Annotated in this window: 14 protein-coding genes; 8 read left to right on the forward strand and 6 right to left on the reverse strand. The window is 70.1% G+C overall.

The genetic code is table 11. The annotated features are described in order from the left end of the window. Positions 1-7: 7 nt before the first annotated feature. The 6 genes from AC07NS_RS13010 to AC07NS_RS13035 all read right to left on the reverse strand — a co-directional run bounded on the left by AC07NS_RS13010 (position 8) and on the right by AC07NS_RS13035 (position 10,294). Entirely contained in the window at positions 8-2,200 is a 2,193-nt protein-coding gene (locus AC07NS_RS13010) for a beta-glucosidase family protein (RefSeq protein WP_494603790.1), read from the reverse strand. Between the two features lie 12 nt (positions 2,201-2,212). Beyond that, the gene (locus AC07NS_RS13015) at positions 2,213-4,189 is read right to left on the reverse strand and encodes a glycoside hydrolase family 3 protein (protein ID WP_494603792.1); all 1,977 of its coding nucleotides are present in this window, start codon (positions 4,187-4,189) and stop codon (positions 2,213-2,215) included. Positions 4,190-4,272: 83 nt separating this feature from the next. After that, positions 4,273-6,465: a TonB-dependent receptor gene (locus AC07NS_RS13020; protein WP_494603794.1), complete on the reverse strand. Its 2,193-nt coding sequence runs from the start codon at positions 6,463-6,465 to the stop codon at positions 4,273-4,275. A gap of 326 nt (positions 6,466-6,791) precedes the next feature. Further along, positions 6,792-7,817, reverse strand: a complete 1,026-nt coding sequence (locus AC07NS_RS13025) for a LacI family DNA-binding transcriptional regulator (protein ID WP_494603796.1) — start codon at positions 7,815-7,817, stop codon at positions 6,792-6,794. Positions 7,818-7,894: 77 nt separating this feature from the next. After that, positions 7,895-9,361, reverse strand: coding sequence for a phospholipid carrier-dependent glycosyltransferase (locus tag AC07NS_RS13030; protein WP_494603798.1), 1,467 nt, complete (start codon positions 9,359-9,361; stop codon positions 7,895-7,897). A gap of 3 nt (positions 9,362-9,364) precedes the next feature. Further along, positions 9,365-10,294, reverse strand: coding sequence for an intradiol ring-cleavage dioxygenase (locus AC07NS_RS13035; RefSeq protein WP_494603800.1), 930 nt, complete (start codon positions 10,292-10,294; stop codon positions 9,365-9,367). Positions 10,295-10,567: 273 nt separating this feature from the next. Here AC07NS_RS13035 and AC07NS_RS13040 point away from each other — a divergent pair, with 273 nt between their 5' ends. The 8 genes from AC07NS_RS13040 to virB11 are packed head-to-tail and all read left to right on the forward strand — an operon-like array spanning position 10,568 to position 18,218. Then, positions 10,568-11,119 (forward strand): lytic transglycosylase domain-containing protein, encoded by a 552-nt coding sequence (locus tag AC07NS_RS13040; RefSeq protein WP_494603802.1) that lies wholly within the window; start codon positions 10,568-10,570, stop codon positions 11,117-11,119. After that, positions 11,116-11,406, forward strand: coding sequence for a TrbC/VirB2 family protein (locus AC07NS_RS13045; protein WP_494603804.1), 291 nt, complete (start codon positions 11,116-11,118; stop codon positions 11,404-11,406). The genes AC07NS_RS13040 and AC07NS_RS13045 overlap by 4 nt, the downstream gene beginning before the upstream one ends. A 6-nt stretch (positions 11,407-11,412) precedes the next feature. Further along, positions 11,413-11,697, forward strand: coding sequence for a VirB3 family type IV secretion system protein (locus AC07NS_RS13050; protein WP_494603806.1), 285 nt, complete (start codon positions 11,413-11,415; stop codon positions 11,695-11,697). Between the two features lie 10 nt (positions 11,698-11,707). Further along, positions 11,708-14,173 carry a VirB4 family type IV secretion/conjugal transfer ATPase gene (locus AC07NS_RS13055; RefSeq protein ID WP_494603808.1) on the forward strand — a complete coding sequence of 822 codons (2,466 nt, stop codon included), beginning with the start codon at positions 11,708-11,710 and terminating at the stop codon, positions 14,171-14,173. Next, entirely contained in the window at positions 14,170-15,345 is a 1,176-nt protein-coding gene (locus tag AC07NS_RS13060; RefSeq protein ID WP_494603810.1) for a TrbL/VirB6 family protein, read from the forward strand. The genes AC07NS_RS13055 and AC07NS_RS13060 overlap by 4 nt, the downstream gene beginning before the upstream one ends. After that, complete coding sequence (locus AC07NS_RS13065) at positions 15,342-16,166, forward strand: TrbG/VirB9 family P-type conjugative transfer protein (RefSeq protein WP_494603812.1); 825 nt, start codon at positions 15,342-15,344, stop codon at positions 16,164-16,166. The genes AC07NS_RS13060 and AC07NS_RS13065 overlap by 4 nt, the downstream gene beginning before the upstream one ends. Beyond that, a complete protein-coding gene (locus tag AC07NS_RS13070) occupies positions 16,156-17,229 on the forward strand; it encodes a TrbI/VirB10 family protein (protein WP_494603814.1) in 1,074 nt (357 codons plus the stop codon). Before AC07NS_RS13065 ends, AC07NS_RS13070 begins: the two co-directional genes overlap by 11 nt. Then, positions 17,226-18,218 carry a P-type DNA transfer ATPase VirB11 gene (gene virB11, locus AC07NS_RS13075; protein ID WP_494603816.1) on the forward strand — a complete coding sequence of 331 codons (993 nt, stop codon included), beginning with the start codon at positions 17,226-17,228 and terminating at the stop codon, positions 18,216-18,218. Before AC07NS_RS13070 ends, virB11 begins: the two co-directional genes overlap by 4 nt. Positions 18,219-18,264 lie beyond the last annotated feature (46 nt).

Genomic DNA, 18,264 nt, shown 5'->3' on the forward strand with positions numbered 1-18,264 from the left:
GCCCTCCCTACGGCTTCAGCGTCCGCGCCTTGACCTTGACCCCGCCCTTCAGGGCCAGATCAGTCGCCGAGGCGCCGACGGCCACCTGATAGTCGCCGCCCGTGACGACCCAACGATGGCCCTTGGCATCGAAGCTGGCCAGCAGGCGCGGATCGGCGGTGAGGGTGACGCGGCGGGTCTCGCCGGGCTTCAGGGCCAGCTTGTCGAAGCCGATCAGGCGCTGCAACGGCTTGCCCGCCGCGCCGGTCAGATAGACCTGCGGGGCGTCCTTGCCCTCGACCTTGCCGGTGTTGGCGACGTCGAAGCTGACCGTGACCGTCTGCCCGCCTTCCACCTTGAGGTTCGAATAGGCGAACGAGGTGTAGGACAGGCCATAGCCGAACGGGAACAGCGGCTTGTCGCCCGTGGCGGCGAAGCGGCGGTAGCCGACGTCGGCGCCCTCGGTATAGTTGACGTCGAACTGGGTCTTCTCGGGCAGGCCGCGCCCCGGCAGGGCTTCGCGCGGATACTGGCTCAGCGAGGCCGGGAAGGTCATCGGCAGACGGCCCGACGGATTGACCGCGCCGAACAGCACATCGGCAATGGCTTCACCGCCCTTGGCGCCCGAGTACCAGGCCTCGACCACCGCGCCGGCGTCGTTCAGCCAGGGCATGGAGACCGGGCCGCCGGTCTGCAGCACGACGATGGCGTTGGGGTTGGCGGCCGTGACCGCGGCGATCAGCTCGTCCTGGCCGTTGGGCAGGGAGAGATCGAAGGCGTCCTCGCCCTCGCCCATCCACTGGTTGCCGAACACCACGACCACGTCGGCGGCCTTGGCGGCGGCGACGGCCGAGGCGATGTAGCGGCCGTCGTCGAAGGTGACCTTGGCGTCCGGCGCGCTCTTGCGGATCGCGGCCAGCGGCGAGGAGCCGTTGAAGTACTGGCTGCGGAAAGCGCCCATCATGCCCTCGCCGCCCAACGGCACGACGCGCTTGGCGCCGCCCGGAGGCACGACCTGCGAGGAGCCGCCGCCCGACAGCACGCCCGCGTCGGCGTGCCCGCCGATCACGGCGATGGTCTTGGCGGTCTTGGCCAGCGGCAGCAGGCCTTCGCGGTTCTTCAGCAGCACCACGCCTTCGGTCGCCGCGGCGCGGGCGATCTCGGCGTTTGCGTCATAGTCGATGGCGCCGCCCGGGGTCACCGGCTTGTCGAACAGGCCGGCGGCGAACATCGAGCGCAGGATGCGGCGGCTGGCGTCGGCCAGGCGCGCGGCCGGGACCTCGCCCTTCTCGACGGCGGCCTTCAGCGGCTCGCCGAACCAGATCTTGGCGTCGAGCTGCTCGCCCGACTGCTGGTCCAGGCCCTTGAGGATGTAGTCGGTGGCGTGGACCGCGCCCCAGTCCGACATCACCCAGCCCTTGTAGCCCCAGTCGCCCTTCAGGACGTCGTTGAGCAGGTGGGGATTGCCGCAGCTGTAGTCGCCGTTGACGAGGTTGTAGGCGCACATCACCGAGCCGGGCTGGCCCTTTTCGATAGCGATCTGGAAGGCCAGCAGGTCGCTTTCGCGATGGGCGGCCTCGTCGATCACCGAATTGGCGAAGTGGCGGCTGGTCTCCTGGCCGTTCAGCGAGAAGTGCTTGATCGTCGAAACGATCCCCTGATCCTGGATGCCCTTGATCTGGGCGGCGGCCAGGTTGGCGGCCAGCCAGGGGTCTTCACCGAGATATTCGAAGTTGCGGCCGTTACGCGGGTCGCGGGCCAGGTTCACGCCGCCGGCCAGTTGGACGTTGAAGCCCTTGGCGCGCGCTTCGCGGCCGACCACCGCCCCGCCGTCATAGGCGAGCTTGGGATTGAAGGTGGCGGCCAGCGACAGGCCCGAGGCAAGGGCCGTCGCGCCGTCACCGGGACGCACGCCCAGCGGGTTGGTGACGCCGAGGCTGGCGTCGCTTTCCTGCAGGGCCGGCACGCCCAGGCGCGGGATGCCGGGGATGTAGCCGGCCGAGCCGATCGCGCCCTCGGGTTTCTTGATGCCGAAAATCGGCATCGACATCGGGCCGTGGACGAGGCCGATGCGCTCGTCGAGGGTCAGTTCCTTCTCCAGCAGGGCCGCGCGCTCGTCGGGCGAGAGCTTGGTGTTCATCCACGGCTGGGCGGTTTGGGCGGACGCGGCGGAGGCCAGCGAAAGGGCCGCGATGCTGGCGGCGGTCGTCAGACGGATCATGGTCGCGGGTCCTCAGTAGGTCAGGCCGTAGTGGATCGGATAGAGCGGCTTTTCGCTGTCGTGCGGGGCGTCCTCGGCCTGGGCCTCGACGGCGGCCATCGACGACGGCAGCTCGAAGGGCAACTTGCCGCGAGCGTGCGCCTTGCCCGTCACGGCGTCGAGGAAGGCCTCGTCGCTGGCGCCGAAGTCGCCGATCAGCACGGCGGCCTTGTCGCGGACATTGGTCAGGATCGCCGGGCGGTCGAGATAGACGCTAACGATGGTGGGAACCTTGGCCGAGGCGGCCTTGATGGCCTCGTAGTCGGCATTGCCGTCCTTGAACGACAGGTCGCCCTCGTGCTGGAAGCTGCCGAAGGTGTAGTTCGGGTGCAGGGTCTCGAACGGCGTCGCCGCGCGGATGATGGCCAGGTCGGCCTGGGCCAGATCATCGACCGGCGTCAGGCCGTAGGCCTTGGCGACGTCGGGCGACACGCCCTTCAGCCAGACCTTGCGGCCGGCACCCTTAAGCGGCAGCAGGCCGTTCTTGTTCTCCAGCACCGTCAGGGCCGCGCTCTGGGCCGCCTTGCCCTCGGCGACGAAGGTCTTGGAACCGACCACGGCGGTGGCGGCCTTGGGATCGACATAAGGGTTCTCGAACAGGCCCTGCTCGAACTTCACGACCAGGATGCGCTTCACGGACTCGTCGATGCGCGCTTCGGTGATCTTGCCGGCCTTCACCGCGGCCACCAACTCGGCCGTGTCCTCGACGCCGCCGAACTGATCCAAACCCGCATTGACGCCCTTGGCGTAGCGGTCGACCTTTGCCAGGTCCTCGACGCCCCAGGCGGTGGAGAAGCCTTCGAAGCTGGGGCGCACGCCGGCGGGGAAGCCGTTGCGGCAGGTCTCGCCACAGTCGTTGGTGATCGCCCAGTCGGACACCACCACGCCCTTGAAGCCGTGCTTGCCACGCAGCAGGTCGGTCAGAAGCTGCTTGGAGAAGCCGGCGGCGACCGGCTCCAGCGCCGTCCCTTCGAGGGAGACGCCCTGCAGGATGGCGTAGGTCGGCATGACGCCGACGACGCCGGCCGAGAACGCCTCGTCGAACGGCTTCACGTGCAGGTCGAACTGGCCCTTGGGGAAGACGGCGTAGCGGCCGTAGCTGTTGTGGCCGTCGAAGCCCTTGGCCGAAGCGCCGTAGCCGACCCAGTGCTTGACCACGGCCGAGACGCCGTTGCCCGCAAGGCCGGTGTCGCCGCCCTGGAAGCCCTGGATGTAGGCCTTGGTCATCTTGCCGACGAGATCGGCGTCCTCGCCGAAGGTGCCGTTGGTGCGCGGCCAGCGCGGCTCGGTCGACAGGTCGGCCATCGGCGACAGGGCCTGGTGGATGCCGACGGCGCGATATTCCTGGCGGGCGACGTCGCCGAAGCGCTTGACGAGCTTGGCGTCGCCAATGGCGGCCAGGCCCGGGGCCTCGGGCCACTTGGAGAAGCCGCCGGCCTCGACGCTGGCGCCGGCCGTGAACTGGAAGTGGTGGCGCGGATCGGTGCTGATCGTCGCCGGCACGCCCAGGCGGCCCTTCTCGGCGACGGCCTGGATGGCGTTGTTCTGCTCGGCCAGGAAGGCCGGGGCGCCCGCCAGGCGAGTGATGAAGGTGGTGACGTGGCGGTCGATGACCAGCGGCGTCGCCTTGGCCATGTCGTAGCCCGAGCCCATGCCGGCCACGCCCATCGGCCCGGTCGCCGGTAGGGTGCCGTGCATCATCTGACCAGCCTTCTCGTCCAGCGTCATGCGCTTGGTCAGGTCGGCGGCGCGGACTTCGGGAGACAGGCGCCAGTCCTCGTAGGGCTCCAGCTTGCCGTCGCGGTCCAGGTCGCGGAACTTCAGGCCGTCGACCGTGATGACCTTGCCGTCGCGGACGCCCAGTTCGGGTTGCTTAGGTGCGGCGGAGGCCGCACCGCCGAGGATCGCGGCCGAGGCGGCCAGGAGCAGAAGTCGGCGGTCGAGGATCATCGGCTAGACTCGCTTGCGAACACGAAAAACAAAGCGCGCCCGGCGGGCAGGGTCCACCGGGCGCGAGGGGGAAGTAGAGAAGGCTAGAAGGTCACGCCCAGACGCAGGCCGTAGGTGCGCGGCGGGGCGTAGTATTCACCTGCCCCATTGGTGGCCAGGCCCGTCGTCGAGTTGGGCGACGAAGCGGTGCGGACCGCGTCGTCCTCGAGGTTGCGGACATAGCCCTGCAGGGTCCAGCGATCGTCGGCGCTGGCGTAGGTCAGGCTGACGTCGGTCTTGGTGAAGGCCCCTTCCCGGTTCTGGGCGAAGCCGTGGTACTCGAGGTTCTTGGCGCTTTCGTAGTGGCTCTGGATGCGGCCGGTCAGGGTGCCGCCGAAGCTCGGTTCCCAGATGTGCTGGTAGCCGAGGTTGATGCTCCATTCGGGCGTACGGGCCATGCGGCAACCGGAGAAGTCGGTCGAGCGCGGCGCGGCGGCCGAGTAGTTGGTCGTGTAGCAGGCCGCCACCGACGCATTGGCGCTGTTGTTGGAGAACGAGTCCCCGCGCGGCAGCACGAAGTCGGTGTATTCGGCGTGCAGCCAGCCCAGGGTGGCGTCGATGCGGTCGTGCTCGGTGATCGCCAGGTTGGTCTCGAACTCCAGGCCGTAGATCTTGGCCTTGTCGGCGTTCAGGGTGACCGTGGCGTCCTGGCCGCCGATGGTGCCCAGGGCGCTGACCTGGAAGTCGCGATAGTCGTAGAGGAACGCCGTGGCGTTCACCTGCAGGCGGTTGTCGAGGAAGCGGTTCTTCACGCCGGCCTCGTAGGAGGTGATCTTCTCCGGCGCATAGACGTTGTCGGTGACGCCGTCGTAGTAGCCGCCCGCCTTGTAGCCCGTGGCGATGTTCGCATAGAGCATCGAGGTCGAGGTCAGGTCGAAGTCGGCGCCGATCTTCCAGTTCGTGGCGTCCCACTTGGCGTTGGCGATGTTGGCCACCACCGTCGAGACGATCGCCCCGCTGGAATTGGTCAGGTAGGTGCCGCCGGTGCGGCCCTTCTTGTCTTCGGTGTAGCGCAGGCCGCCGGTGACGCGGAACCGGTCGGTGACCTCGTAGGTGGTCTGGCCGAAGACGGCGATGCTTTCGGCGGTGATCTCGGGCTGGATGAACGACAGGTACGAGTTGGTCGCCAGGAAGACGCGGAAGTCGACGTTGTTGTCTTCGGTGAAGCGGTAGAGGCCCACCACCCACTTCAGCTTTCCGGTGTCGCCGCCCAGGCGCAGCTCGTGCGACCAGGTGTAGTCCTTGCCCAGGAAGTAGTTCGGCGCGCCCGTGCTGGCGTTCTCGCCGCTGCGGTCGAGCTTGGAGAAGTTGTAGCCGACCAGATAGGTCAGGGTCGCGAAGCCCAGGTCCCAGTTGGCTTCGGCGCCGGTGCTGAAGAAGCGGTTGTTACGATAGATGTTGGTGGCGCAGTAGCAGGTCCAGGGATCCCCGGTGACCTTGGTGGTGCCATAGGTCTGGTCGCCGCCGCCTGCGCCGCCCTGGTGCAGATAATCGGCGTTGACCAGCAGCGAGAAGCTGTCGCTGGGCTTCCACAGCACCCGAACGCGGGCCGACTTGTCGTCCTGGTCGTAGCGGTCGTTGCCGCCAGTGCCGGGGCCGGCGTTGATGGCGTTGACGTAGCCGTCGTGGCGGCTCTGCTGGAACGAGGCGCGGACGGCCAGGTCTTCGCCGAGCGGCACGTTGATCATGCCCGAGGTGGTGATGGCGCTGTAGTTGCCGACGTCGAGCGAGCCCGCGCCCTGGTATTCGCCGAGGACCGGCTTCTTGGTGATGACGTTGATTGCGCCGGCGGTGGCGTTACGGCCGTAGAGCGTGCCTTGCGGACCGCGCAGCACTTCCACCCGATCGATGTCGTAGAACAGCGCGCCCAGCGAGGTGGCGCGGGCCTGGTAGATGCCATCGATGTGGTAGGCCACGGCCGGGTCGCCGACCTCGGTGGTGTTGGTGCTGCCGATGCCGCGCAGGAAGACCTGGGCCGTGCCGGCGCCGCTGTTGGTGATCTGGAGGGCCGGCACCTGGCTGGCCAGGTCGACCACGGTCTTGACCCCTTGGGATTCCAGCTTGTCGCCGGTGACCGCCGAGACGGTCAGCGGGGTCTTCTGCAGGTTTTCACTACGCCGCTGAGCGGTGATGACGACCTCGTCGAGCTGCACGGCCTCGCCCTCTTGGGCGAAGGCGGCGGGCGCGTTGAAGCAGACGACCGCCAGGGCGGCCGAAGCGAAGAGCATGGTGCGCATGTCTGTCCCCTTTCCTGCGCGGACCGGACGACGGATCGACGCTTTCGCGTCGCCGGTTCCAGCCGGTTCCCGGCGCCGTTTTGACGTCCGGGATATGTTTCCTCCGCCCCTTGTCCCGGGGCTTGAGCCGACGCTGCGCTGGCGGGATGTCCCGACGACGACAACGTTGTCGTAAATTGACACCACGATACGACAACGTTGTCTATGCCATTTTCAAAAGACACCGCTGTCTGGAATTTTGATCGCTAAATTGCGGAAATTTGGGAATTCAGAATCCCAATTTCTTCGAATAATCGATCACAATCGACCTCAACCACTCCGGGAGCCTAGGGCTTCGGAGCCGCCGATGAGCCGCGTTCCACGAGGTGATAGTCGAGCTGCCTGGCGGCCGTGCGGTTGCGGAAACGGGGGTCGCCGAATCCTTCGATCAGCATCTGCGCCGCCGCCTCGGCCATTTCGGCGATCGGCTGGTGCACGGTGGTGAGGCTGGGCCAGGACGATTCCGCCAGCGGACCATCGTCGAAGCCGACCACGGTGAGATCCTGCGGCAGGGAAAGACCGCGCTTGGAGGCCGCCGAGATCACGCCCAGGGCCATGGCGTCGTTGGCCGCGAAGATCGCCGTCGGCGGTTCGGACGCCGACAGTAGCTGGTCGCCGGCCTCCAGCCCCGACAGCGGCATGAAGTCTCCGTTAGCCACCCATTCGGGCCGTACGCGCGCGCCACGCTCGGCCATGGCGGTCATGTAGCCCTCGCGCCGACGACGAGCCGAGCCGTGGTCGGCGGGGCCGTCGATGAAGGCGATCCGCCGATGCCCGAGATCCCACAGGCGGGCGGTCATGTCATGGGCGGCCTGCTGATCGTCCATGAACACGTAGGGCGAGCGGCCAAAGTCGCGGCCGGGCGCGACGCGCACATAGGCCAGTCCCTGGGCCTCGATCGTCGCCAGGATCTCGGGGTCGTCGCAGATCGGCGGCGTCAGGACGAGACCGTCGAACCGGCCAGCCTTCAGCGCCTCGGCGAAGGTGGGACCCCTGCCCTGCCCCAGGTCGTCGACCTGCTCGATTACCAAGTGATAGCCGGCCCGGCGACAGGCGCGCATGGCCCCGACCTGGACCTCGCCGACATAGTGGTAGGCGCCGACCCGCATGAACACGACACCGATCAGGTAGCTGCGGCGGCTGGACAGCGAGCGGGCCGAGACGTTGGGACGGTAGCCCAGCTTGGTGATCAGGTCCTCGACCCTGGCGCGGGTCTCGGGACCGACGCCCTCCTCGCGATTGATCACCCGCGAGACGGTCTTGATCGAGACGCCCGCCTGCTTGGCGATATCGACGATGGTGATGTCGCTCATGCGTCCCGCTCGGCCCTTCGCGGACGACCGCGAACGCCTGTGGTAGCGGGCGACGCGATCACCTCGCAAGCCCTGCCCTAACGGCAATCGACGACGCGGGGATCCAGCAGGGTCCGGGCGGCGCAGGCCGCGTGGGTCATGGGCCGGTGATAGGTCAAGGGCGCGTAGAACAGGAAGCCCAGCAGCACCGCGCCCGCCCCACCCGCCAGCAGCAGGCCGCGCCAGCGCGCGAAGGCAGGCCAGTTGGCGCAGGCCTCCTCGAAGGCCAGGACCGCCAGGGCCCAGCTAAGCAGCAGTCCGGGGAAGTAGTGGTAGAGGTACAGGACCCTCTGCTGGGCCAGCATCAGGTGCGCGGCCATGAAGATCACCCACCCCGCCAGCAGGGTCAGCATCAGGCGGCGACGCGTGGCCGACTCGTCATCTCGCGCCCCGCGCAGGACCAGCAGAGCCGCCGCGCCGAGCACGCCCAGCAGCCCGATCGTCCAGCCCGCCGGATTGCCGGCCAGTTGCAGGTAGCTGGTCGTGCGGCCGTCGCTGTCCCAGCGGTAGTTGATCGCTCCGCCCATCACCGGCCAGGCCAGGGGCGAGGAGCCGTTCGGGTCGGCCTTGGGCGTGCCGGTGAAGTCGGCGGCGATGTAGCGCCGATAGTCCACGCCCGCCGCCCAGACCACCGCCGGCGACAGCGAGCGGCGCCCTTCGAGGTAGGCTTGGTAGGTCGGCGAGACGAAGGCCGCGTCGCGCGCGCCGGCCGGCTCGCCGCGCATCGGCGGCAGCGGCGCGACCGCCAAGTGGACGACCATCGTCGCTACGACCGCCACCAAGCCGCCGACCGCTAGGGCGCCGGCGTGAACGGTCGCTGTTCGCCACGGGCGCGGTCCGCGCAAAGCGAGCGCTGGCAGCAGCAGGCCGATCGGCGCCAGGACGAGCGCGTTCAGCCGCACCATCGCCGCCAGGCCAATCAGGCCGCCGAAGGCCAGGGCCTCGACGAGCCTGGGTCGCCCCCGTCGCGCGGCGATGGCCAGGACCAGCAGCGCCGCCAGCACGAAGGCCGACTGGAAGGCGTCCAGATGTCCGGCCCGGAACTGCACGGCCAGGGCGTTGTCGAAGATGTAGAGGTTGGTGAAGGCCAGGGCCGCGCCCAGGCGGCCGCCGGCCAGCACCAGAGCCAGCCGGAAGAACAGCGCCGCCCCAAGAACGCCGAACAGCGCCGAGGCGGCGCGAACGCCCCAGTAGCTGTAGCCGACGGGGACGTCCTCGCCCTTGACCGACTTGGTCTCGGCCAGGCGGTGCACCGGCAGGTTCTGATTGTCGTTCACCACCAGGGCGCCCGCCGCGATCAGCATAAGGCCAAGCGGCGGGTGCGAGGCGAACTGGGCCGTGCGCTCCAGATAGCGCTGGGTCGAGGTCAGGTAGTAGGCCTCGTCCCAGGTCGGCTGGGCGGGAGCCCCCAGGCGCGGGACGAGGACGAGCGCCGACAGCACGGCGACCAGCAGGGTCGCCAGCCATCGCTCCTTCGCCGTCGCTGCTCCCGCCCCCACGGTCATGCGTCAGACCGCCAGGCCGACCACGACCGTGCCGGTGTAGCCTGCCGACACGCTGCCGCTGAGGCTGGGCGTCTGGGCGGCGATCTGGGCGCTGGTGTTGTCGCCGAAGACGTTGTCGCTGGCGATGGTGATCGCCGCCTTGTTGGTGACGCTGGCGCTGTAGCCGGTGGCCCCGGCGTAGACCGTGTCGCTGATCGCGCTGGGCATGGCGAACTGCGAGACCAGCACCCGATTGGCGTAGCCCGTGGCCGTGGCGAGGCTGGGATAGACCTCGAAGTGGATGTGCGGCCAGCGGCCCGAATAACAGCCCGGATAGATGGTGGTGAAGGTCACCTGGCCGTTGCTGTCGGTCACCTGCACGCCGCGCAGGTAGTTCTCGCTCTGGATGCCGCTGGAATAGAGCGAGTAGTTGCCGTCGCGCGTGCAGTGCCAGATGTAGATGGCGTAGCCCGACAGCGCCGCGCAGCTGTTGTTGGTGTTGACCAGGGTAATGGTCAGGGTCAATTGCACGCCCGGCGCCGTGGTCGTCGAGCTGCCGAAGCTGGACCGGATGTCGCTGCGCACCACGCCGCTGACGGCCAGGATGTTCGACACCGTGCCGTTGACGCTGTTGGAGCCGTCGCTGGGATAGGGTCCGTTGGTCTCGGTCGGGTCGGCGATACAGCTGCTGACCGAGGACGAACTCGACGAGCTGCTGCTGGAACTGGAGCTCGAGGAACTGGACGAGCTGGAGCTGCTGCTCGACGAGGAAGACGAGGTCGAACCGCCCGAGCTGGAGCCGCCGCCCCCGCCGCAGGCGGCGACCAGGGCGGCCGTGCCGCCCGTGGCGAGCCAGGCCAGCATGCGGCGACGCTCGACGATGCGAGCGTTCATGATCACCAGGTCATGCTGCAGGCCCAGATCGTGCTCTTCGATGGGGTGGTCGTCGTGCATGATGTCGCTGTTCCTCCGTGCGTGCGTCCGGAGCTGCCGCCCGCGTTGCTCGGGCCGGCGCTTCGGCGTCCTGCTTTTGAAACAGTGTAATTCGCTGGAAATATGCCGGATGGGTATTTCGGGCGTATCAGCACCCCGAAAGGCGATACAAAACCAATACATAACGACAAATTGCGGACGACTTGACCTCCCAATACTGGCTGCATGGGTTGGGAACCGCAAAGATTCCGTACTTTTCAGCAGCAATCGCGAAAGCTGGCGGCCGCCTGCGGCTTGGCGCTGGCGGCGACCGGCGCGGCCCACGCGCAGGTGTTGCAGATCGAAGACGACGGCGCGGTGCGCCAGGTCGGCGGCGGCTGGCCCCAGGCCGTCGAAACCGCCCCTGCCCCACGCGCCGAAACGGCTAACATCCCCGCGCCCTATCGCGACGCCGTGCTGGCTGCGGCCGCGCGCTATGACCTCAGCCCCGCCCTGATCGACGCCGTCGCTCGCTCGGAGTCGGGCTACGACGCCAAGGCCGTGTCGCCGGCCGGCGCGATCGGCGTGATGCAGCTGATGCCCGCCACCGCCCGCGCGCTGGGCGTCGACCCGACCGATGCGGCGCAGAACATCATGGGCGGCGCGGCCCACCTGCGCGCCCAGCTCGACCGCTTCGACGGCGCCGTGGACCTGGCCCTGGCCGCCTACAACGCCGGCGGCGGTCGCGTGGCGCAGTACGGCGGCGTGCCGCCCTTCAAGGAAACCCGCGCCTACGTGGCGACCAATCTCGACCGACTGGCCAAAGCCAGTCAGGCCGCTTCCCCCTTCTCTGGAGACGCCCCATGACCGCTCGCCTGTTCACTCCCGTACTGGCAGCCTCCCTGGCCATCTCGGCCCCGGCCTTCGCCAGCCCGCAGGGCGCCCAGCCGATCGCCAACGCCGTGGCCTGGGTGCAGGGCACGCTGCTGGGCAACGTCGCCACGGCCGTGGCGGTGATCGCCGTGGCCATGGTCGGCTTCCTGATGCTGACCGGCCGGATGAACTGGCGGTTCGGCGCCACGGTGGTGCTGGGCTGCTTCATCCTGTTCGGGGCCGGCACCATCGTCGCGGGCATCCGCGCCGCGGCGGGCTGACCGGTCATGGCCGACCTCGTCCGCACCCCGATCTTCCGCGCCCTGACCCAGCCGCAGATGTTCGCCGGCGTCACCTACAGCTTCTTCGTGATCAACGGGATCGTGACGACGGAAGCCTTCCTGGTGACCCGCTCGTTCTGGGCGCTGATCGTCGCGGTCGTGGTGCACGCGATCGGCTACTTCGCCTGCCTGAAGGAGCCGCGGATCTTCGACCTGTGGCTGACCCGGGTGAGCAGGTGCCCCCGTGTCGGAAACTGGCGCCGCTGGCGCTGCAACAGCTACGCCCCCTGAGAGCATGGCCATGACCCGCGAAAAGCCCCGCTGGACCGGTTTCGCCGCCTGGACGCAAGGCGAGCAGCGCGCCGGCGACCGCCTACCCTACGAGGGCCTGATCGACGAACGCACGGTGCGCCTGCGCGACGGCTCGCTGATGCAGGTGCTGCACCTGGAAGGCTTCGCCTTCGAGACCGCCGACACCGAGGAGCTGAACCACCGCCAGGCCCTGCGCGAGGCAGCGCTGCGGGCGATCGGCGGCTCGCGCTTCGTGGTTCGCCACCACATCCTGCGCCGGCGCGTGCAGGCGGGGCTGACGGCCAGCTTCTCCGACCCGGTCTGCCGGATGATCGACCAGCGCTGGCAGGCGCGGATGGCCGGCCGCAGCCTGTTCGTCAACGACCTGTTCCTGACCATCCTGCACCGCCCGGCGCGCGGCAAGGCGGGCCTGGTGGACCGCGCCGCCCGCCTGCTGAACGCCGGCATGGGCGAGACCGCCCGCCAGGCGCAGGAGGCCCGCGACCTGCGCGAGCTGGACGCCGCCCGCGAGGCCCTGAGCGCCGCCCTGCAGGCCTATGGCCCCCGCGTACTGGCCAGCTACGAGACCCCCGCCGGCCGCTGCGCCGAGCCGCTGGAGTTCCTGTCGGCCCTGTTCAACGGCGAGCTGCGGCCGATGCTGTGGCCGGCCGGAGACGTCGGCCAGCACCTGCCCTATCGCCGGGTCAGCTTCGGCCTCGACGCCCTGGAACGGTCGGACCTCGGCCAGGGCAAGGACTACGCGGCGATCCTGTCGCTGAAAGACTATCCGCCCTCGGCCGCGCCGGGGATGCTGGACGCCCTGCTGCGCCTGCCCTTCGAGATGACCCTGTCGGAGAGCTTCGCCTTCGTCGATCGACAGATCGGGCTGGAGCGGGTCGACACCGCCCTGCGCCGCTTCCGCGCGGCCGATGACGATGGCGCGAGCCTGCGCCAAGGCCTGGTCGAGGCCAAGGACGACCTGTCGTCCGGCCGCTCGGTGCTGGGCGAGCACCAGATGAGCCTGCTGGTCCGCGCGCCGGACCTGGCCAGCCTGGACGGCGCGGCGGCCGCCTGCCTGTCGACCCTGGCCGATCTGGGCGCCGTCGCCGTGCGCGAGGACATCGGCCTGGAGCCGGCCTTCTGGGCGCAGTTCCCCGGCAACGAGGCCTATGGCGCGCGCCGGGCCCTGATCTCGACCGGCGCCTTCGCCAGCCTGGCCTCGCTGCACAGCTTCCCGACCGGCCGCGCCAAGGGCGTGCACTGGGGCCAGGCGATCACCGTGCTCGAGACCACCTCGGCCACGCCCTATTTCTTCAACTTCCACGCCGCCGACCTGGGCAACTTCACGATCATCGGCCCGTCCGGCTCGGGCAAGACGGTGGTGATGAACTTCCTGGCCGCCCAGGCCCAGAAGGCCCGCCCGCGCACCGTGATCTTCGACAAGGACCGTGGGGCCGAGATCTTCGTGCGGGCCATCGGCGGCGGCTATTCGGTGCTGCGGCCGGGCGAGCCGACCGGCTTCAACCCGCTGCAACTGCCCGACAGCCCGGTCAACCGCGCCTTCCTGCGCGACTGGATCGCCCGCCTGGCCTGCGGTCCGGGCGAGGCCCTGACGCCGGACGAGGCGGTGCTGGTCGCCGGGGCGGTCGACGCCAACTACGACCAGGATCCGGCCTTCCGCCGCCTGCGCTATTTCCGCGAACTGCTGGGCGGCCGTCGCCGTCCCGCGCCGGGCGATCTGGCCGCGCGGCTGGCGCCCTGGTGCGGCGATGGTCCGCACGCCTGGCTGTTCGACAACGAGACCGACCGCCTGGACCTCGACGCCAAGGTGCTGGGCTTCGACATGACCCAGCTGCTGGACTCTCCCGTCCTGCGCACGCCGGCGATGATGTACCTGTTCCATCGCGTCGAGGAGCGGCTGGACGGCGAGCCGACCATGATCCTGATCGACGAGGGCTGGAAGGCCCTGGACGATCCGGTGTTCGCCGCCCGCATCCGCGACTGGATGAAGACCCTGCGCAAGCGCAACGCCATCCTGGGCTTTGGCACCCAGAGCGCCCGCGACGCGCTGAAAAGCCAGGTCTCGACGGCGATCATCGAGCAGGCCGCCACCCAGATCTTCATGCCCAATCCTCGGGCCCAGGCGGAAGACTACGCCGACGGCTTCGGCCTGACCGAGCACGAGCTGGACCTGGTGCGCGCCCTGCCCGCCCATGCCCGCTGCTTCCTGGTCAAGCACGGCGCCCACAGCGTGGTGGCGCGGCTGGACCTGTCGGACATGCCCGAGATCGTCACGGTGCTGTCGGGCCGCGAGACCACGGTGCGCCGTCTGGACGAACTGCGTCGCCGGCTGGGCGATCACCCGGCCTTCTGGTGGCAGGAACTGACCGGGACGCCCTATCCCGGCCCGACGCCCGTGGCCGTCATCGCCGCCGCCAGCGAGGACGTCATCCCGCTGCGGAGCGCGGTCTCGTGAGCGCCTGCCCCGCCCTGCTGAGCGCCGACGGCGGCTTGGCCGATGGCATGGCGGCGCTGGACTGCCAGCTGAACCTGGCGGTCAGCGCCGGCTACGGCCGACTGTTCGGCATGGGCGGCGTGTTTGGCGCGACCCTGACCGGGCTGCTGACCATCTATGTCGCCTTCGTCGCCTACGGCCTGATCACCGGCCGCACCCGGCTGGGCCTGTCGAGCCTGACGCCGCGCATGGTGGTGCTGGGCCTCGTCCTGACCTTCGCCACGGCCTGGCCAGCCTATCAGGCCGTGGTCTACGGCCTGCTGACCGGCGGACCCGACCAGATCGCCTCGGCCCTGCTGGGCGCGCCGCACGGCGCGGCCCGGGCCTTCGCCGCACGGCTGGACGTGGTGTTCGAGCAGGTGGCGGATCTGGCCAAGGACCTCGGCCAGGCCGGGCCGGCCAACGACCCGCAGGTGCAGACGGCCGTCAAGCTGACCTGGGCCAGCGCCCTGATGCTGTTGATCAGCACGGCGGGCCTGCTGATCGTCGCCCGCATCGTGCTGGCCGTGCTGCTGGCGGTCGGCCCCGTGTTCGTCGTGCTGGCGCTTTTTCCCCGCACCCGCGGCCTGTTCGAAGGCTGGATCAAGACCGCCAGCGCCCTGGCCTTCACCCCGATGCTGCTGACCCTGGGTGGCGCCGGCGTGCTGGCGGCGCTGGGACCGGTGATCGCGGCCATCGGCGACGACCCGGCCGCCGCCGTGGCCGAGACCCGCCCGATCCTGACCCTGTTCCTGGGCTCGGTCATCTACGTGATGCTGCTGCTGGCGCTGGCCTGGGCGGCCTGGAACATCACCCGCGGCTGGCGGCCGTTCGGTGTTGCGAGCGACGCCGCGCCAGCGCCCGTCGAACCGGCGCGGACCATGCACGCCGCCGCCGGGACCGTCGGCGTCGACGGACGCTCGCCGGTCGACGCCCGCACGGCCGCCGTGGTCGCCGCCGTCTCCGCTCAGCCGGCGACACGACGCGACGCTCCCGCCGATCGCCGCGTGGAAATCGTCCCACAACCGACCGCCGCGTACTCGGCCGCGCCGTCCCCGCGTCGCGCCGCCGCCCGTCCCCGCACCGAAGGCCTGGGCCAGCGTCATCGCCCCCAGCCCGCCGCCTCCCCCCTGACCGCGAACCCTGGATCATGAGACACGCCCTGCTCCTGCCGGCGCTCGCCGCCCTCGCCCTTCCCCTGGCCGCTAAAGCCTCGGACGGCCGCATCCGGATGGTCGACTACGACGACGCCGTCGTGGTGCGGGTCGACGGCTGCTTCGGCTTCCAGACGATGATCGAGTTCGCCCCCGGCGAGCGGATCGAGAACGTCGGCCTGGGCGACGCCGCCCAATGGCTGGTCGCGCCCAACAAGCGCGCCGACATGCTGTTCGTGAAGCCGGCCTACAAGACCAGCCACAGCAACATGACCGTCTCGACCGACAGGCGGCGCTACAGCTTCGAGCTGGTCGCCAGGCCGACGGCGGCCTGCGCCAAGGGCCAGGTCGTCTACGACCTGCGCTTCCGCTATCCGCACGAGCCCGTCGCCGAACTGGCCGGCGCCGCGCCCGTTCCGACCGCGCCCGCCGAGCCGGAGGTTCCGCCGCCCGAACAGCGCAACCTCGCCTACACCTTCACCGGCGCGGCCGACACCGTGCCGATGCGCGTGTTCGACAACGGCAAGGCGACCTATTTCCGTTGGTCCGAAGGCACGACCACGCCGGCCGTCTACGCCGTGGCCGCCGACAAGTCCGAGAGCCTGGTCAGCTTCACCTCGCAGGGCGACTGGCTGGTGGCCAGCCAGGTGGCGCCGGCCTTCGTGCTGCGGCGGGGCAACGCCGTGGCCGTGCTGCACAACGATTCCTACCAGACCCCGGCGCTCGACGCCGCCTCGCCGCAGCCGCGCCCCGAGCCGCCCGCCAAGCGCTCGCGCCTGGCGCTGTTCTCCTCCAGCAAGGGCAAGTCCGATGTTCGCTGAAGCCGACCGCTCCGGACACGACCCGCGCCGCCGGCTTTCGGCCGACGACCTGCGGCTGGCCTCGACGACCGCCGCGCCGGACGTCGCCCGGCCGCCTTCCGCCGCCGACGGCCTAGGCCTGGCGGCGGGCGTGGTCGCGGCCGTGGCGCTGGGCGGGATCACCATGCTGACCCTGAACGCCAAGCGCACCGCGCCGCCGGCCGCCAAGCTGGAAGCCGCGCCGGTGGCCACCGTCCCCGCAACGCCGGCCCCGCCCGCGCCGGTGGTCCTGGCCGCCGCGCCGCCGCCCGCCGCAGCGCCTCAAGTCGCGCCCGGACCGCCGCCGCTCGTCGGGGTGGATCCGAACCAGTCGCGGGCCGGGCCGATGGTGATCGACAACACCAATATCGAGGCCTCGGCGCCGCGCGTCTCGGGCGGTCCGGCGACCTCGGCCGCGCCGCAGGGCCAGCTCAGCGCCGACGAGCAGTTCGCGCTGCGGGCCGGCGCCGACGCCCCGCCCAGCGCCCGCGCGTCCAGTCTTTCCGACCCGGCTGGGACGGTCGTGCAGGGCGCGATCATCCCGGCGGTGCTGGAGACGGCGCTGAACTCCGACCTGCCCGGCTACGCCCGCGCCATCGTCAGCCGCGACGTGCGCGGCTTCGACGGCTCGCGGGTGCTGATCCCGCGCGGCAGCCGGCTGATCGGCCAATACAAGAGCGGCGTCGCGACCGGCCAGAGCCGCGCCTTCGTGGTCTGGACCCGCCTGATCCGCCCCGACGGCGTCTCGGTGCAACTGGCCTCGCCCGTCACCGACGAGAGCGGCCAGGCCGGGGTCGGCGGCAAGGTGGATCGCCACTTCGCCCAGCGGTTCGGCGCGGCGATCCTGCTGTCGGTGGTCTCGGGCGCGGCCTCGTCGCTGGGGAACGGCTCGTCGAGCACCGTGGTGATCGGCTCCAGCGGCGACGCCTCCAGCGCCGCCAGCCAGGCCTTGCAGACCGACGGCAAGATCTCGCCGACCATCCGCGTGGCTCAAGGTACGCCGGTGCAGGTGTTCGTCGCCCGCGACCTGGAGTTCGGCCGGTGAACGCCCCGGCGGCCTTTCCCCCGCAGGACGTCTATCTGCGCACCTACCTGGCGCCGTTCGCGCCTTGGCTGGAGCGCGCCGACGTCTCGGAGATCCTGGTCAACCGGCCAGGCGAGGTGTGGATCGAGACCGCCGGCGCGCGGAGCATGCAGCGCGTGCTCGTCCCCGCCATCGACGACCGCCTGCTGGAGCGGCTGGCCACCCAGGTGGCGCGCTGGACCTTCCAGGGCGTCAATCGCCAGAGCCCGCTGCTGGCCGCCACCCTGCCCGGCGGCGAGCGCCTGCAGATGGTCGGACCGCCGGCCACCCGCGCCGGCTGGGCCCTGGCCATCCGCCGCCATCGCCTGGCCGACCTGACCCTCGAGGCCTTCCGCAAGGGCCCGCTGCCGCCGCCCGTCGCCCCTCCCTCGCCCCAGGCTCTGGACGAGGCCGCGCGGCAGGATCCGATCGGCTTCCTGCAAGACGCCGTCGCGGCGAGGAAGACGATCCTGATCTCCGGCGGCACATCGTCGGGCAAGACCACCTTTCTCAACGCCCTGCTGCGCACCGCCCCGGCCGACGACCGCATCGTGCTGGTCGAGGACGCGCCGGAACTGGCCCTCTCCCAGCCCAACGCCCTTGGCCTGGTGGCCGTGAAGGGCGACGAGGGCGAGGCCAGGGTCGATGTCGACGACCTGCTGCAGGCCGCCCTGCGGCTGCGTCCCGATCGGATCATCCTGGGCGAAATGCGCGGCCGCGAGGCGGCCACGTTCTTGCGGGCGATCAACACCGGCCACCCAGGGTCGCTGAGCACGGTGCACGCCAGCACGCCGCGCGGCGCCCTGGAGCAGATCGCCCTCATGACGATGCAGGCGGGCCTGGCGCTCTCGCGGCGCGAGACCATCGACTACGTGTCGACCATGGTCGACGTCGTCGTGCAACTTGGCCGAATCGGCGGCGAACGACGGATTCTCGACATCCTGACGCTCAACTGCGGAGCGGAACGATGATCGGGTTTCCCGCCTCGGTCGCAAATACCACCCCCGCGCGACGTCG

Source organism: Caulobacter sp. GW821-FHT10A10, from assembly GCF_059415745.1.

What these genes read in the sequence shown, in the direction of transcription:
- AC07NS_RS13010 (WP_494603790.1), bottom strand. Translation starts at nt 2,200, where the DNA reads ATGATCCGTCTGACGACCGCCGCCAGCATCGCGGCCCTTTCGCTGGCC.
- AC07NS_RS13030 (WP_494603798.1), bottom strand. Translation starts at nt 9,361, where the DNA reads ATGACCGTGGGGGCGGGAGCAGCGACGGCGAAGGAGCGATGGCTGGCG.
- AC07NS_RS13025 (WP_494603796.1), bottom strand. Translation starts at nt 7,817, where the DNA reads ATGAGCGACATCACCATCGTCGATATCGCCAAGCAGGCGGGCGTCTCG.
- AC07NS_RS13050 (WP_494603806.1), top strand. Translation starts at nt 11,413, where the DNA reads ATGGCCGACCTCGTCCGCACCCCGATCTTCCGCGCCCTGACCCAGCCG.
- AC07NS_RS13065 (WP_494603812.1), top strand. Translation starts at nt 15,342, where the DNA reads ATGAGACACGCCCTGCTCCTGCCGGCGCTCGCCGCCCTCGCCCTTCCC.
- AC07NS_RS13045 (WP_494603804.1), top strand. Translation starts at nt 11,116, where the DNA reads ATGACCGCTCGCCTGTTCACTCCCGTACTGGCAGCCTCCCTGGCCATC.
- AC07NS_RS13020 (WP_494603794.1), bottom strand. Translation starts at nt 6,465, where the DNA reads ATGCGCACCATGCTCTTCGCTTCGGCCGCCCTGGCGGTCGTCTGCTTC.
- AC07NS_RS13035 (WP_494603800.1), bottom strand. Translation starts at nt 10,294, where the DNA reads ATGCACGACGACCACCCCATCGAAGAGCACGATCTGGGCCTGCAGCAT.
- AC07NS_RS13070 (WP_494603814.1), top strand. Translation starts at nt 16,156, where the DNA reads ATGTTCGCTGAAGCCGACCGCTCCGGACACGACCCGCGCCGCCGGCTT.
- AC07NS_RS13055 (WP_494603808.1), top strand. Translation starts at nt 11,708, where the DNA reads ATGACCCGCGAAAAGCCCCGCTGGACCGGTTTCGCCGCCTGGACGCAA.
- AC07NS_RS13015 (WP_494603792.1), bottom strand. Translation starts at nt 4,189, where the DNA reads ATGATCCTCGACCGCCGACTTCTGCTCCTGGCCGCCTCGGCCGCGATC.